This is a genomic window from Pseudonocardia sp. ICBG601, assembly GCF_020496245.1.
In genome coordinates, this window is record NZ_JAHLJA010000148.1 from 2410084 (window position 1) to 2425406 (window position 15323).

16 protein-coding genes are annotated in these 15323 nt (G+C 76.4%); 6 read left to right on the plus strand and 10 right to left on the minus strand.

Features of this window, described 5'->3' with window-relative positions; translation table 11 throughout:
• Positions 1–21 precede the first annotated feature (21 nt).
• The gene (locus tag KPL57_RS40865; RefSeq protein WP_226355788.1) at positions 22–489 is read left to right on the plus strand and encodes a GNAT family N-acetyltransferase; all 468 of its coding nucleotides are present in this window, start codon (positions 22–24) and stop codon (positions 487–489) included.
• 7 nt (positions 490–496) lie between these two features.
• Here the strand turns inward: KPL57_RS40865 and KPL57_RS40870 are convergent, their stop codons facing one another.
• Complete coding sequence (locus KPL57_RS40870; protein ID WP_226355789.1) at positions 497–1429, minus strand: hypothetical protein; 933 nt, start codon at positions 1427–1429, stop codon at positions 497–499.
• 188 nt (positions 1430–1617) lie between these two features.
• Between KPL57_RS40870 and KPL57_RS40875 the strand changes: the two genes are divergently transcribed.
• Positions 1618–2046, plus strand: coding sequence for a lipopolysaccharide assembly LapA domain-containing protein (locus tag KPL57_RS40875; protein WP_073578144.1), 429 nt, complete (start codon positions 1618–1620; stop codon positions 2044–2046).
• A 45-nt stretch (positions 2047–2091) separates the two neighbouring features.
• Here KPL57_RS40875 and KPL57_RS40880 read toward each other — a convergent pair whose 3' ends face one another.
• From KPL57_RS40880 to yaaA, 4 genes are all read right to left on the minus strand, one after another.
• Positions 2092–3882, minus strand: coding sequence for a DEAD/DEAH box helicase (locus KPL57_RS40880; protein WP_374203837.1), 1791 nt, complete (start codon positions 3880–3882; stop codon positions 2092–2094).
• 248 nt (positions 3883–4130) lie between these two features.
• The gene (locus KPL57_RS40885) at positions 4131–5057 is read right to left on the minus strand and encodes an RIO1 family regulatory kinase/ATPase (RefSeq protein ID WP_226355791.1); all 927 of its coding nucleotides are present in this window, start codon (positions 5055–5057) and stop codon (positions 4131–4133) included.
• A 247-nt stretch (positions 5058–5304) separates the two neighbouring features.
• The gene (locus KPL57_RS40890; RefSeq protein WP_226355792.1) at positions 5305–5775 is read right to left on the minus strand and encodes a hypothetical protein; all 471 of its coding nucleotides are present in this window, start codon (positions 5773–5775) and stop codon (positions 5305–5307) included.
• Between the two features lie 38 nt (positions 5776–5813).
• Positions 5814–6563 carry a peroxide stress protein YaaA gene (gene yaaA, locus KPL57_RS40895; RefSeq protein ID WP_226355793.1) on the minus strand — a complete coding sequence of 250 codons (750 nt, stop codon included), beginning with the start codon at positions 6561–6563 and terminating at the stop codon, positions 5814–5816.
• A gap of 277 nt (positions 6564–6840) precedes the next feature.
• On the opposite strand from yaaA, the gene KPL57_RS40900 reads away from it, so the two are divergent.
• Positions 6841–8151, plus strand: a complete 1311-nt coding sequence (locus KPL57_RS40900) for a bifunctional o-acetylhomoserine/o-acetylserine sulfhydrylase (RefSeq protein WP_226355794.1) — start codon at positions 6841–6843, stop codon at positions 8149–8151.
• 25 nt (positions 8152–8176) lie between these two features.
• A complete protein-coding gene (locus KPL57_RS40905; protein ID WP_226356682.1) occupies positions 8177–9313 on the plus strand; it encodes a homoserine O-acetyltransferase in 1137 nt (378 codons plus the stop codon).
• A gap of 45 nt (positions 9314–9358) precedes the next feature.
• On the opposite strand, the gene KPL57_RS40910 is transcribed toward KPL57_RS40905, so the two are convergent.
• Positions 9359–9781: a PPOX class F420-dependent oxidoreductase gene (locus KPL57_RS40910; RefSeq protein WP_226355795.1), complete on the minus strand. Its 423-nt coding sequence runs from the start codon at positions 9779–9781 to the stop codon at positions 9359–9361.
• Between the two features lie 65 nt (positions 9782–9846).
• Here KPL57_RS40910 and KPL57_RS40915 point away from each other — a divergent pair, with 65 nt between their 5' ends.
• The gene (locus tag KPL57_RS40915; protein WP_226355796.1) at positions 9847–11592 is read left to right on the plus strand and encodes a proline--tRNA ligase; all 1746 of its coding nucleotides are present in this window, start codon (positions 9847–9849) and stop codon (positions 11590–11592) included.
• A 62-nt stretch (positions 11593–11654) separates the two neighbouring features.
• Here KPL57_RS40915 and KPL57_RS40920 read toward each other — a convergent pair whose 3' ends face one another.
• Entirely contained in the window at positions 11655–12428 is a 774-nt protein-coding gene (locus KPL57_RS40920; protein ID WP_226355797.1) for a hypothetical protein, read from the minus strand.
• 94 nt (positions 12429–12522) lie between these two features.
• A complete protein-coding gene (locus KPL57_RS40925) occupies positions 12523–12933 on the minus strand; it encodes a secondary thiamine-phosphate synthase enzyme YjbQ (RefSeq protein WP_226355798.1) in 411 nt (136 codons plus the stop codon).
• Between the two features lie 37 nt (positions 12934–12970).
• On the opposite strand from KPL57_RS40925, the gene KPL57_RS40930 reads away from it, so the two are divergent.
• Positions 12971–14038 (plus strand): aminotransferase class V-fold PLP-dependent enzyme, encoded by a 1068-nt coding sequence (locus KPL57_RS40930; protein WP_226355799.1) that lies wholly within the window; start codon positions 12971–12973, stop codon positions 14036–14038.
• Positions 14039–14051: 13 nt separating this feature from the next.
• On the opposite strand, the gene KPL57_RS40935 is transcribed toward KPL57_RS40930, so the two are convergent.
• Positions 14052–14534: a ferritin-like domain-containing protein gene (locus KPL57_RS40935; RefSeq protein ID WP_226355800.1), complete on the minus strand. Its 483-nt coding sequence runs from the start codon at positions 14532–14534 to the stop codon at positions 14052–14054.
• Complete coding sequence (locus KPL57_RS40940; protein ID WP_226355801.1) at positions 14531–15076, minus strand: hypothetical protein; 546 nt, start codon at positions 15074–15076, stop codon at positions 14531–14533. The genes KPL57_RS40935 and KPL57_RS40940 overlap by 4 nt, the downstream gene beginning before the upstream one ends.
• Between the last annotated feature and the right edge of the window lie 247 nt (positions 15077–15323).

The window sequence follows — 15323 nt, forward strand, 5'->3', positions numbered from 1 at the left end:
CGCTCTGGTACCCCTCTGCAGATGACCGTTCCCACACCGGCCGCGGCGACGACCCCGACCCTGCACCGCGCCTGGGCCGCCGACCTCGACCCGGCCACCCTGTACGCGCTGCTCGCACTGCGCACCGCGATCTTCGTCGTCGAGCAGGAGTGCCCCTACCAGGAGCTCGACGGGCGCGACCTCGAACCGCGCACCCGGCACCACTGGCTGGCCGACGGCGGCACGGTCGTCGCGACCCTGCGGCTGCTGGCCGACCCGGGCGGGGTGCTGCGGATCGGCCGGGTCTGCACCCGTGCCGACGCGCGTGGGCGCGGGCTGGGGCACCGGCTGATGGACTCGGTGCTCGCCGAGGTCGGCGACCGCCCCTGCGTGCTCGACGCCCAGGAGGTCCAGGAGCCGTTCTATGCCCGGCACGGGTTCGTGCCTGCGGGGGAGCGGTTCGTCGAGGACGGCATCCCGCACGTCCCGATGGAGCGCCGCCGCTCCTGAGCGGGGCTCAGCCCGCGGCCCTCTTGCGCAGGTCCGGCGGGAACTGCCCGGCGTCGATGCAGGCCTGCGACCAGCGGTCCAGGTCGGCGGCGACGCCGTCGAGGTCGTCGCCCAGCGCGGCGACCAGGTCGTCCTGGGACGCGTCGGTGGCGGCCTCGACCCGGTCGCGGAAGCGGCGGCCGTCGTCGGTGAGGGCGGCGTCGGACCCGGCGGAGGTGGTCAGGCCCTCCTCGGCGAGCCTGCGGGCGCCCGCGTCGGCCATGTCCTGCGGCCAGGCGCGGGTGCCGGAGTACTCGCCGAGCGGGTAGCCGACCCACAGCTCGGCGAGGATGCCCATCCGCACCGGGTCCAGCCCGGCCGCGACGGAGGCGGCCACGTGGCCGTCGCCGCGGTGCTCGCGCACCAGGTCGGCGGCCCGCCACAGCCGCCCGGCCGGGTCCTGGGGGCGGGGCCGGGCACGCAGGGCGGAGAACAGCGGCCTGCCCGCGCCGGACACCGCGTCGACGGCGCGCTCCAGGATCTCGGCGACCTCGGCGACGCGGCCCGCGTCGGTCTCGTCGCCGAGGACCGCGCGCAGGCTCGCGGCGGTCTCGGCGTCGCGCAGCTGCTGCAGCTCCTCGACGTCGACCAGACGCAGCGCGTCCTCCCAGGTGGAGCCGACGAACCCGGGCTCGAACACGGCGAACGCGGCGGCGACCAGCGCCCCGGGCGCCCGGCCGCCGAACGGTCCGCCGCGCCCGCCGACGTAGGCGGTGAAGAAGTCCAGGCCGCGGGCGCCGACGGCGTCGCCGACCCGGGAGGACCAGACGTCGTGCATGGCGACCGGTTCGAGCGCGTCGCGCAGCCGGCGGGCCGGTGCGCCCCCGGTCACCGCGCCGGGCACCTCGATCCCCTCCGGTGCGGCGGCGAAGAAGATCCGGACGGCTTCGGCGTGGTCCACGTGCGCTCCTCGCGGGGTTCGGCGGCGCTGCCGGCCCGACGGTAGTTCCTCGGCCGGTGGCGCACGACCGGACGGCGGGCGTGCCCCGCGCGTCGCCGTCTCCGGGACGCCGAGTGCGCGATACTCCCGCGCGTGCCCGGACCCAGAGGGTGCACGAGCGGACACGCTGGGAGAGAAAGGCGGAACGGATGAGCGACGACCGACGGGGCGGCGACTCCCCGGCCTGGGGGCGGGTCGGACCGGAGGACCCGACGGCGGACCCGGCGACCCATCCGGCGCTGCGCACGCCCGACCCCACGGCCGATCAGCCGACCGTGGCGGTGCCGGTGGAGGGCGGCGGCCCGGACTCCGAGGCCACCACCGAGAAGCGCGCGATCCCGCACACCCGCACCGGCGGGCTGTGGGCCGCGTTGATCCTCTCGGCGGTCGTGCTGATCTTCCTGCTGGTGTTCATCCTGCAGAACACCGAGCCGGTCGCGATCAACTTCCTGTGGCTGACCGGGACGCTGCCCACCGGGGTGGCGCTGCTGTTCGCCGCGATCGCCGGGATCCTGCTGGTCGCCGTGCCCGGGACGGGCCGGATCCTACAGCTGCGCCGGCAGGCGCGGCGGGGCTGACCCGCACGGGTCGCGGCCGGGGATGCGGCCGCGACCCGGGGGAGGTCAGCGCCGGCGGCGCGGCCGGTCGGTGCGCGCGGCCCCGCCCGCGGCCGGGCGGCGGCGGGGCGCCGGCTTCGGCGGCTTGGCGACGACGATCGGCTCGCCGGACGGCTCCCGCGCACCGGTCACGCGGACCAGGTCAGGGTGCCCCGGGCGGACCGTCGAGACCTCGGCGGAGACCCCGGCCTGGCGGGTGAGCAGGTCCACCTCGGCGCGCTGCTCGGGCATCGCCAGCGTCACCACGACGCCGTCCTCACCGGCCCGGGCGGTACGCCCGGCGCGGTGCAGGTAGGCCTTGGGGTCGGCGGGCGGGTCGACGTGCACGACGAGCCCGACGTCGTCGATGTGGATGCCGCGGGCCGCGACGTCGGTCGCGACGAGTACCGGCACCGCACCGGAGCGGAAGTCGTCGAGCGCGCGGTTGCGCTGGCTCTGCGAGCGGCCACCGTGCAGCGGCCCGGCGGCGACGCCCTCGCGGCGCAGCACCCGCACCATCCGGTCGGCGCCGTGCTTGGTGCGCACGAACAGGATCGTGCGGCCCTCCCGGGCGGCGATCTCGGCGATGACGCGGGACCGGTCGTCGCGGTCGACGACGAGCACGTGGTGCTCCATCGTCGCGACGCTGCCGGTCGGCGGGGCGACCGAGCGGGTCACCGGGTCGGTGAGGTGGCGCCGGACCAGGGTGTCGACGTCGCCGTCGAGGGTCGCGGAGAACAGCAGGCGCTGCCCGTCGGCGGGGGTGCGGTCGAGGATCGCGCGGACCTGGGGCAGGAAGCCCATGTCGGCCATGCGGTCGGCCTCGTCCAGCGCGGTGATCGTGACCTCGGACAGGTCGCAGGTGCGCTGCTGCAGGTGGTCGGACAGCCGGCCCGGGGTGGCGACCAGCAGATCGACCCCGCGCCGGAGCTCGGCGACCTGCTTGTTCATCGACATCCCGCCGACGATGTCGGTCACCCGCAGGTCGACCGCCTTCGCCAGCGGCTTCAGGACCTCGACGACCTGGGTGGCGAGCTCGCGGGTCGGGACCAGCACCAGGCCGCGCGGGGCGGTCGGGCGGGAGCGCTCCCCGGCCAGGCGGGCCAGCAGCGCGAGCCCGAAGGCGAGGGTCTTGCCGGACCCGGTCTGGCCGCGTCCGAGCAGGTCGCGCCCGGCGAGGGTGTCGGGCAGCGTGGCCGCCTGCACCGGGAACGGGGCGGTGAAGCCCTGCTCGGCCAGTGCCTTGGTCAGGCGCTCGGGCAGGCCCAGCTCGGCGAACGACGGCATGCCGTCCTCGGGCTCGACCCACTGCGGCTCCGGCTCCGCCTTAGGGGCGGCGACGGCGGCGGCGCGGGCCGGGGCCGGACGGGACGCCGCGGCGCCACCACCGCGGCGGCCGCGGCGCGCGGCCGGACGGTCACCGCCGCGCTGCGCGGACCGGGCGGGGCCGCGGTCGTTCCGGCTCCCGTCCTGGAGGTGCTCGCGACGCTCGGCGCGGTTGCCGCCGCCGTCGCCGGAGCGCTCGCCCCGGGCGGGGCGGTCCCCACGGGGGGCGCCGGAGCGCTCGCCGCGGGCGGGGCCGCCGGTGCGGGCGCCCCGGGCCGGACGCGGGGCGTCACGGCGGTCGTCGTCCCGGGTGGGACGGTCGCGGCGGTCGTCGCCGCGGGTCTCGGTGCGACGGTCGTCGCGCCGGGCGGACCCGCGGTGGGCGCCGCCGTCGGCGGACGGCCCGGACGGGCGGGTGGCCCGCCGGCGGGCGGGACGGTCGGACGTGGTGCCGGCGTCGGACGACGGCGGGCGGAACTGCGGCCTGGTCAAGACAGGTCTCCTCGAGAACGTGGCACGTCCTGCGGAGACCTCGGGGGAGGTGTGCTCGGCCGACGGGCCCGGGCGCGGCGGCGCGTCGTCGCGGTGCGCGCTCCGTGATGGAAGGGCTCGGCCCGACGGCTCTGGCGGCCGGGCGCTCGTCGATCCACACTACGCGCCGTACCCGTGCTCCCCGGTGCCGGGCCGCCGGGACGCGACGCGTGACGCCGCGTCGCGCCCCGGGGGAGCGGCGGGCCGGGTCAGCCCAGCAGAGCGCGTTCCCGCAGCTCGGCGAGGAGTCGCCCGGGTGCGGCGGGGTCCAGCCCGCGGGCGACGAACCACTCGCCGATGCGTCGGACGTCACGGTCCAGGAACTCCGGTCCCTGCGGGTTCCCGACGACGTCGACGACCTGCGGCAGGTCGATCAGCACCGCCCGGCCGTGGTGGACGAGCACGTTGTAGGCCGACAGGTCGCCGTGCGCCCAGCCGAGGTCGGCGAGCACGCCGAGGGCGTCGACGAGGTCGTGCCACAGCGCGGTCAGCGCGCCCGCGTCCGGGCGCAGCGCGGCGAGCCGGGGTGCGGCGCGCCCGTCGGGGGTACCGAGGAACTCCAGCAGGACCTCGGTCCCGTCGACCGACACCGGGTAGGGCACCGGGGCGCCCGCGGAGTGCAGCCGGGCGAGTGCGGCGAACTCGGCCGCCGCCCACTGCCCGGCGATGAGGTCGCGGCCCAGCGCGGTGCGCTGCGCCATCGCCCGTGTCTCCCGGGAGCGCCGGACGCGGCGCCCCTCCAGGTAGCCGGCGTCGCGGTGGAACATGCGGTGCGCGGGGTCGCGGTATCGCTTGGCGGCGAGCAGCACCCCGTCACGGCCGGGGAGACCGCGTTCGACGAGGTGCACGTCGGCCTCCTTGCCGGTCTTGAGCACCCCGCGCTCGTGGTCGACGGCGCCGGCGTCGGTCACCAGCCAGCCGGGGCGGGGGTGCGGGCCACGGGCACCGGCGGGCAGCTCGGGCCAGGTGGACCAGCGGTCACCACCGCCGGGGACCTCGGCGGTGTCGGGGTCGTGCCCGGCCCGGCCGTCCAGGGCGAGCGCGGCGGTGTCGGCGCGGCCGGGACGGGGGCGGGGCTCGTCGTCGTCGAAACGGCGGCGACGGCGGACGGGATCGGGACGGTCGGAGGAGTACACGTGCGGCTCCGGAGGCGGCGGGGAGCGCCGCGCGGAGCCGGTCCTCAGGGACCGGTCGTGCCGCGCGACGGGGACGGTGCGGGCGGGCACGCGCTGCGCACCCGGACACGACGGACGGCCATCGGTACGCACCTCCCCGCTCGCACCGCGCAGCCCTGCCGCGCCACCGGTCCCTCCGGCCGGTGGCGACCCTGCCGGACGCCGTCCCGGCCCGCCACCGGTTTTCCGCGCCGCGCGGGCCCTGCGCTCAGCCGAAGGCGCTGAGTGCGCCGAGCCCGATCGCGGCGAACAGCGCCGCCCACACCACGACGGCCACGACCTGCCAGATCACGACCTGCCGCCGGTCCAGTCCCGCCGCGACCATCCCGAACGCGGTCAGCGAGATGGCCATCAGGGTCGGGGCGAGCAGCGACGCGACCGGGACGCCGTAGCGGTCCACCCGGGCGATCACCTTCTGCCGCCGCTCCGACGGCGGCCGCGACGCGCGGCGGCCGAGTCCCCGCCGGGCCCGGTCGCCCAGTCGCACCGCGACGACCAGGGCCAGCACGTTGCCCGCGATCGCCCCGGCGGCGGCGAGGAGCACCGGCATGCCGGTGATCGTCCCGACCAGCGTGCCCGTGTAGGACTCCAGGAACGGCACCACACCGATCACGAACACCGCCAGGAACTGCCACACCGGGTGCAGGGCGTCGACCCACAGGTTCAGCTGCTCGACCATGCCCGGATCATGCCGTATGTCCGACTCGGTGCGCGGGTTCAGGCCGGGATGACGAGATCCAGGTGGTCGCCGTCGCGCTCGACGAGGTGCCCCGCCCGCCGCGCGATCCGGGCCACCGCGCCGGCGTCGGCGGGCTCGGCCCGGGAGGTCGCCAGCAGCCGGGCCAGGCCGCCCTTGTGCGACTTGTTGTGGTGGCTGACGACCGACCGGCTCCCGTCCGGGCGCTGGGCCAGCACGTTCACCGTCACCGCGCCGGGGACCGTGCCGAGCGCGGCGTAGCCGCCGGAGCGGAGGTCGACGACGAGCTCGCCGTCGGCGATGCGGGCCAGCAGCGGGTCGAGCGTCGGGCGCCAGCGCGCGGCCAGCGTGCCCGAGCCGGGCAGCCTGGATCCCGCCGAGAGCCGGTAGGGCGGGATCGGGTCGTCGGCCCCGAGCAGCCCGAACAGGGCCGAGCACACCGCGAGCCGGGACCGGGCCCGGTCCCGGGTGGCGCGGGTGAAGGAGCCGGCGTCGAGGGCGTCGTAGAGGACCCCGGTGTAGCGGTCCAGCGCGGGCAGCGTCGGGTTCGTGCGCAGCGCGGCGTTGCGGTCGATCTCGGCGTCCTGGCGCTGCGACACCCCGAGCGCGGCGCGCGCGGCCGGACGGTCGCCGGCCAGCGCGACGAGCTCGTCGCACAGGTCCGTGCGGACGGGGCCGAGGTCGGCGTCGTGGGAGAGCGCGGCGAGGTCGAGCGGCGGGCCGTCGCCGCCGTCACGCTTGGTCTCCGAGGGCGGCAGCAGGACGAGCACGGCGCATCAGAGTAGTGATCGCCGCGCGCGCCCGTTGTGCCCGCCGGGGGACCGCACTAGGTTCGGGCCCGTGACCTGCCTGGTGGCGCGCATCCACGTCGACTGCATGCGGATCACGAGCGCGGCCTGTCGCCCCTGCCGCTGACCCGCGCTCGTCCGAGGGCCCACGTACGCGTCCGCCCCGCCACAGCCCATTAGCCGCCGCGATCGACCGACCCGGGCCCGGCCCGCCTCGGCACGCTCACACCCGGCGGTCGACCCGAAGAGGAGTCCCACCGTGACCGACCCCGACACCACCGCCAACTGGTCGTTCGAGACCAAGCAGGTGCACGCCGGCGCCGCACCCGACCCGACCACGAACGCCCGGGCCACGCCGATCTACCAGACGACGTCCTACGTCTTCCGCGACACCGACCACGCCGCGAACCTGTTCGGGCTCGCCGAGTTCGGCAACATCTACACGCGGATCATGAACCCCACCCAGGACGTGCTGGAGCAGCGCGTCGCCGCACTGGAGGGCGGGGCCGCGGCCCTGGCCGTCGCGTCCGGGCAGGCCGCGCAGGCGCTCGCGGTCCAGAACATCGCCGAGGCCGGGGACCACATCGTCTCCAGCGCCTCGCTCTACGGCGGCACCTACAACCAGTTCCACTACACCTTCCCGAAGATGGGCATCGAGGTCACCTTCGTGGAGGACCCCGACGACCTGGAGGAGTGGAAGGCCGCGATCCGGCCGAACACCAAGGCCCTCTACGGCGAGACGCTGGGCAACCCGCGCGGCAACATCCTCGACATCGCCGCCGTCGCCGGTGTCGCGCACGACGCCGGGGTCCCGCTGATCGTCGACAACACCGTCCCGACCCCGTACCTGGTGCGGCCGATCGAGCACGGCGCCGACATCGTCGTCGAGTCCCTGACCAAGTTCCTCGGCGGTCACGGCACCTCGGTCGGCGGCATCATCGTCGACTCCGGGAAGTTCGACTGGGTCGCGAACAAGGACAGGTTCCCCGGCCTGACCAGCCCGGACCCGAGCTACCACGGCGCGGTGTTCACCGACGCCGTCGGCCCGATCGCCTACATCATCAAGGCCCGTGTGCAGCTGCTGCGCGACCTCGGCCCGGCGATCTCCCCGCAGAACGCGTTCCTGATCATCCAGGGCATCGAGACGCTGTCGCTGCGGATGGACCGGCACAACCAGAACGCCCAGGCGCTGGCCGAGTGGCTGGAGGCCCGCGACGAGGTGGAGAAGGTCCACTACGCCGGTCTCCCGTCCAGCCCGTGGCACGCCCTCCAGCAGAAGTACCTGCCCAAGGGCGGCGGCGCGATCGTGGCGTTCGAGCTGCAGGGCGGCATCGAGGCGGGCAAGAAGTTCGTCAACGCCCTCGAGCTGCACAGCCACCTCGCCAACATCGGCGACGTCCGCAGCCTGGTCATCCACCCGGCGTCCACCACGCACAGCCAGCTCTCCGCGGAGGAGCAGCTCGCCTCCGGTGTGACCCCGGGCCTGGTCCGGCTGTCGGTGGGCCTCGAGGGCATCGAGGACCTCAAGGCCGACCTGGACGCCGGGTTCCGCGCCGCGAAGGGCGCCTGAGAGCGGATCTGATTACCTGGTGTCCGTGAACGACATCGAGCTCCCTCCCGCCAGCGGCGCCTGGCGGGAGGGAGACGACCCCGGCCGCCGCCACTTCCTCGACCTGCCCGCGCCGCTGAAGCTGGCGGCCGGCGGGGAGCTGCCGGGCGTGCGCCTGGCCTACGAGACATGGGGCGAGCTCGCACCGGACGGCTCCAACGCCGTCCTCGTCCTGCACGCCCTCACCGGCGACGCGCACCTGGAGGGCCCGGCCGGCCCCGGGCACCCGACGTCCGGCTGGTGGCCCGGGCTGATCGAGCCGGGCGGCCCGCTGGACCCGGCCCGCTGGTTCGTCGTCGCGCCGAACGCGGTCGGCGGCTGCCAGGGCAGCACCGGTCCGGCGTCCCGCGCGCCGGACGGGCGGACCTGGGGCAGCCGGTTCCCGACGGTCACCGTGCGGGACACGGTCGTCGCCGAGCAGTACCTGGCCGACGCGCTCGGCATCGACGCGTTCGCCTGCGTGATCGGCGGCTCGATGGGGTCCATGCGGTCCCTGGAGTGGGCGGCCACCGAGCCCGACCGGGTACGGCGGCTGTTCCTGCTCGCCGGGCCCGCGGCGTCGTCGGCGGACCAGATCGGCTGGGCGAGCCCGCAGATCCAGGCCATCACCTCCGACCCGCACTGGCACGGCGGCGACTACCACGACACGCCCGAGGGGCCCTGGCGCGGGCTGGGCGTCGCGCGGCGGATCGCGCACCTGTCGTACCGGTCGGGCTTCGAGCTGGCGACCCGGTTCGGCCGTGACCCGCAGTCGGGAGAGGACCCCCTCGACGGCGGCCGCTACGCCGTGGAGTCCTACCTGGACCACCACGCGCACAAGCTGGTGCACCGCTTCGACGCCGCGTCCTACGTGCGGCTGACCCAGGCGATGAACCACCACGACGTGGGCCGCGACCGGGGCGGGGTGGCGTCGGCGCTGTCGCGGGTCCGGGCCAGGACCTACGTCGCCGGGGTCACCTCCGACCGGCTCTACCCGCTCGCCGAGCAGCAGGAGCTGGCCGACGGCATCCCCGGCGCCGACCCGCTCAAGGTGATCGACTCGCCGTACGGGCACGACGGGTTCCTGGTGGAGACGCCGACGGTGGCCCGGCTGCTGGCCGAGCTGCTCGACGAGGCGGTCTGATCCGTCAGGGCCGCGCCACCGGGCGCGGCCCCGGCCGGACCGCCGTCAGCCCAGGTTCTCCCCGTAGACGCGCTGCACCCGCATCGTCATCAGCACCCGCCGGTCCCGGACCATGACCTCGCGGTACTCGTCCCAGTCCGGGTGCTCCCCGGCCGCGGCGCGGTACCAGTCGACCAGCGCCTGCACGGCGGGGCCGTCGGGGGAGTCGTCGGGGCCGACCAGCTCCACCGGCCCCTCGGCCGTCGCCCAGGAGCGGCCGTCGGCGCTCTCCACCGACAGCGCCGCCCGCGGGTCCCGCCGCAGGTTCGCGGTCTTGGCCCGCCCCTCGGTCATCGACACCTGCACCGTGCCGGCCGCGCGGTCGTAGTACGGCGTCACCGGCGACAGCTGGGGCATGCCACTGCGCTTGATCGTCGCGAGGACGCCCTGGCATGCCCCAGCGAGCAGCTCGTGCTGTTCGTCTCCCATGCCCCGAGTCTGCCCGCCCGGAACCGGGATGAGACCTGTCGGTGTGCCTCGCTACTCTTCTCCAGGTGTTGACCCGGATGTCGTCGCTGTTCCTGCGCACCCTGCGTGAGGACCCGGCCGACGCGGAGGTACCCAGCCACAAGCTGCTGGTCCGCGCCGGTTATGTCCGTCGCGTGGCCCCGGGCGTGTACTCCTGGCTCCCGCTCGGTCTCAAGGTGCTCCGCCGCATCGAGAACGTGGTGCGCGAGGAGATGGACGCCATGGGCGGCCAGGAGATCCAGTTCCCGGCGCTGCTGCCGCGCGAGCCCTACGAGGCGACGAACCGGTGGACCGAGTACGGCCCGAACCTGTTCCGCCTGAAGGACCGCAAGGGCGGTGACTACCTGCTCGGCCCGACCCACGAGGAGCTGTTCACCCTCGCGGTCAAGGGCGAGTACTCGTCGTACAAGGACTACCCGGTCATCCTCTACCAGATCCAGAACAAGTACCGCGACGAGGAGCGGCCCCGCGCGGGCATCCTGCGCGGCCGCGAGTTCCTCATGAAGGACTCGTACTCGTTCGACCTGACCGACGAGGGCCTGTCCGAGTCCTACCGCAAGCACCGCGACGCCTACGTGCGGATCTTCGACCGGCTCGGGCTGCGCTACGTCGTCGTCGCGGCCACCTCGGGCGCGATGGGCGGCTCGGCGTCGGAGGAGTTCCTCGCCGAGTCCGAGACCGGTGAGGACACCTTCGTCCGCGGTCCCGGCGGCTACGCGGCGAACGTCGAGGCCGTCACCACGCCCGCGCCCCCGGCGATCCCGCTCGACGGGCTGCCCGCGGCGCAGGTGCACCACACCCCGGACACCCCGACCATCGAGTCGCTGGTCGACTTCCTCAACGCGCACACCGAGCGCACCTTCACCGCGGCCGACACGCTGAAGAACGTGCTGGTCAAGACGCGGCAGCCGGGTGCGGCCGAGTGGGAGCTGCTGGGCATCGGCGTCCCCGGCGACCGCGAGGTCGACATGAAGCGCCTCGAGGCCGCGCTGGAGCCGGCCCAGGTCGAGCTCCTCGACGAGGCCGACTTCGCGCGCAACGCGTTCCTCGTGAAGGGCTACATCGGCCCGGGCGCGCTCGCCGCGAACGGCGTCCGCTTCCTGGTCGACCCCCGGATCGTCACCGGCACCGCCTGGGTCACCGGCGCGGACAAGTCCGACCACCACGTCGTCGACCTCGTCGCGGGCCGGGACTTCACCCCGGACGGCACGATCGAGGCCGCCGAGGTGCGCGCCGGGGACCCGTCGCCGGACGGCACCGGCGTGCTGGAGGCCGCCCGCGGCATCGAGATCGGGCACATCTTCCAGCTCGGCCGCAAGTACGCCGACGCCTTCTCCCTCGACGCGCTGGGCCCGGACTCCAAGCCGGTCCGGATCACGATGGGCTCGTACGGCATCGGGGTGTCCCGGCTGGTCGCCGCGGTCGCCGAGCAGTCCCACGACGGCTCCGGCCTCGTGTGGCCGCGCTCGGTCTCGCCGTTCGACGTGCACGTCGTCGTCGCGGGCAAGTCCGCGGAGCTGCTGGAGGGCGGCGAGGCCGTCGCCGCCGAGCTGGAGGCCCGTGGCCTGTCGGTCGTCCTCGACGACCGCAAGGCCAGCCCCGGCGTGAAGTTCGCCGACGCCGAGCTGATCGGGGTCCCGACGATCGTCGTCGTCGGGCGGGGGCTCGCCGACGGGAAGCTGGAGCTCAAGGACCGCGCCACCGGCGAGCGGAGCGAGATCGACCGCGCCGGTGCCGCCGAGCTCGTCGCGGGGATCGTCCGCGGGGCCTGAGCCGCACCGCCACCGCACGGGCGGGTCCCTCGCCGGAGGTGCCCGCTCCGTGCGTTCCGGGGTCAGCCGGGGCGGACCGCCGAGGCGGCGAGGTCGGTGAGGGCCGAGCGGGGGACCGCGTCGCCCGGACCGCCGCCCGCGTCCGCGGCGACGACCAGCATCGCGACGCCGACCGACCCGTCCCGGGCCTGGGTGCGGGGGACCGCCAGCACCCCGACCGCGCCGTCGGTGGCGCGGCACCCGCCGGCGCCCGACGCGGTGCCGTCGGTGCGGACCGTGGCCTCGACCCACGTCCCCGGCTCACCGCTGCCCGGACGCGGCCCGGGCGGCCCGACCGCCACCTGCGGTGCGGAGCCGGCGTAGGCCGACTCCCCGGCGCCGCGGGCGAACGCCTGCGCGGCCTGCTCGACCGTCGTCCCGGCCGGGACGGCGACGAGTGCGGCCGCGGCGACCCCGCGCGGTGCGGCGCCGACGGGGCAGTCGCCCGCGGCGAACGGCGGCGCCTCGGCGAGCCGGGCGAACGGCACCCCGAACACGTCCAGGGCGGGCGCGCCGGCGGTCGGGGCCGTCCACCCCGGCGGGGGCGTGACGGCGAACGCGGCGGGCTCCGCGGCCGGGGCCGGTGCGGGGGCGGCCGGTCCGGCCGGGGTGGACGTGGTGGAGTCCGGGCGGATGCCGCCGAGCCCGGCCACCGCGCCGGCCACGACCAGCACGGCGACGGCGGCGGCCAGCGCGGGACGCAGCCGTCGCCCGGAGCCGGGGGAGGGGTCGCCCGGGCGCGACGGTGTCGCGGGAGCCGGGCGGTCGGTCGTCGTCGTCGTCCGGCCGGAGGTCACCGGCGCAGCGTACGGCGGTGTCGCGCGACCCCGGTGCGGTGTCCGGCGGGCGGCCGACCGCGGTCGCCCGGCGGTCCGGGGCGTGCGGCGGGGCTCAGCCCGGCAGCAGCGTCAGCCGCACCGACCGCGTCGGGTTGTCGATGTTGGTGTCGACCAGGCAGATCGACTGCCAGGTCCCCAGCGCGGGGCGGCCGTCGATCACCGGCACCGTCGTCGACGGCGGCACGAACGCGGGCAGCACGTGGTCGCGCCCGTGCCCGGAGCTGCCGTGCCGGTGCTGCCACCGGTCGTCGGCGGGGAGCAGCTCGCGCAGCTGCTCGAGCAGGTCGGAGTCGCTGCCCGCGCCGGTCTCGATGACGGCGATCCCGGCCGTCGCGTGCGGCACGAAGACGTTGAGCAGGCCGTCGCCGGCACCGCAGTCGGACAGGAAGCGTTCGATCCGGTGCGTCAGGTCCACGACGGTCTCCTCGGAACCGGTCCGGATCTCGATCAGCTCGCTGTGCACGCCCCCGACACTAGGACGCTCACTACGCTCGGGCAGCGTGGACGACACGGTCACCTTCGCCGGGTGGGAACTGCCACACCGGCCCGGCTACCTGAACACCGCGAGCATCGGCATCCCGCCCCTCCGGGCGTCGGCGGTGGTCGCCGACGTCGTGGCGCGGTGGGCGGTCGGCGCGGCCTCGCCGAAGGACTTCGACGACGACGTCGAGGCGGCCCGCGCCGGGTTCGCCGCGATCACCGGGGTGCCGGTCGCCGACGTCGCGCAGGGCGCCACGACCTCCGGCCTGATCGGTCCGCTCGCCGCGTCGGTGCCCGACGGCACCCGCGTGCTCGTCGCCCGCGGCGAGTTCTCCTCGGTGACCCGGCCGTTCGCGGTGCAGGCCCACCGCGGGGTCCGGGTGACCGAGATGCCGCTCCCGGAGCTGGCGGCCCACGCCGGTGAGCACGACCTCGTCGCGGTGTCGGTGGTGCAGTCCGCCGACGGCGCGATCGCCGACGTCGACGCGCTGCTCGCCGCCCGCGCCCGCAGCGGCGTGCGGCTGCTGTTCGACGTCACCCAGGCCGCCGGGTGGCTCCCGCTGCGCCTGCACGACGCCGACGCCGTCGTCGGGTCCGGGTACAAGTGGCTGCTCGCGCCGCGCGGCACCGCCTGGCTGGCCCGGCGTCCGTCCTGGGTGGACGGGCCGTCCGCCGGGTCGCGCTGGCCGGAGCCCGCCCCGCACTCCGCGGGCTGGTACGGCACCCGGGACCGCTGGGGCGGCGGGCTCTACACGCCGGACCCGCCCGCGCGGCCCGGACCGGCCGGCGGCGAGGAGGCCCCGGTCTGGTTCGCCCACGCCGGCGCCGCGGTGACGCTGCCCTGGCTGGCCTCACTCGACGCCGACGGCCTGCGCGCGCACTGCGTCGGTCTCGCCGACACCCTGCGCGAGCGGCTCGGGATGCCGCCCGCCGGGTCGGCCATCGTGTCGGTGCGCGCCGAGGGGGCAGCCGACCGGCTGGCCGCGGCCGGGATCACCGCCGCCGTGCGCGACGGGGCCGCCCGGCTGGCGTTCCACCTGTCGACCACCCCCGACGACGTCGAGGCGGCCGCCGCGGCGCTCCGCTGAGCGCCGCGACCCCTCAGCTGCGACCGGGGAACACCGGCACGACGGGGGACCGCTCGGTGACCCCGCGCCAGTACGCGAGCCGGCCGGTGCACTCGACCATCGCCTTCAGCCCGGCCTCGCGCAGCGGGACCGACGACGACCGCTCGGTCACCGACCGCCAGGCGGCGATCGCGTCGGTCTCGGCCGACACCAGCAGCGCCCCGGCCGACACCCCGTCGACGACGGGCTGCGGGGCCGCGTACGCCGGCTGCGCCGAGACCGGCCGCTGCCCGATGTCGGACAGGGTCTGGGTGATCTGGCCGCGCAGGGTGGTGTGGGCCTCGATGTCCCCGCGGGCCCGGGTCGCCCACTCCGGGGGGATGAACGCGAGCGCCATCTTGTACGCCCACAGCGCCGCGTGCTCGCAGGCGAGTGCCCGCTGCAGTGCCTCGACGGTGACCTGGGGGACCTGCGGCTCGTCGTCGGACTCCTGCCGCGGCCGCGGACCCGCGCTCACGCCGGCGCCCCGGTCAGGACGGCCGCGTAGGTGGCGCAGCAGGCGGCGACCTCGGCGACCAGGCCCACCTGCAGCGCCGAGGCGCGGGGGACGACCTCGCCCGCGCTGCGGGCCGACCCGGCGACGGCGTCGCGCACCGCGGCGAGGTCACCCGACGGCGGTGTCGCGGGGGCGGCGATCTGGCCCGGGGTGCGCCCGCCCGCCTGGTCCAGCGCGGCGGCGTGCTCCATCCGGGCCGCGCGCAGCGGCTCCAGCCGGCCCGCGAGCGACGGGTCGCCGGTCACCGCGGCGACGATCAGCGCGGCGTCGGACCGGGCGGCGTCGGCGAGCGCGAGCAGGGCGTCGGAGGCGTCCTCGGTGCGCGTCGTCGCGCTCGAGCAGCCCGCCAGCGGCACCATCGCGGCCACCGCGGCCGCGGTCACCAGCACCTGGCGCCGCGTCGGGCGGACACCGCCGCGGCCGGTCACCGGCGACGGGGTCACCGACGGCGGCGGCCCGGCCGGGGACACCCGGGGCGACACGGATGGCTCGCGGTCGTTCACGTCGGGTCATGCTGCCAGCACGTGCCGGGCCGCCCGGCACCGACCGTGCCCGCCCGGGCCGCGGACGACCGCCCACCGACGGGCCACCGACCGGCGGCCCGCCGGGCCGACGCGCTAGGCTCGTCGGCCGTCCCCACCGTCACCGGCACCGTCCGGTCCCGTCCGGACGCGTCGCGGTGTGCGGCGCCGCTGTCGTATGCCGTCCGCAAGCGTCCGACGTGCCCGCCCACCGGCGGTCGCGGCACCA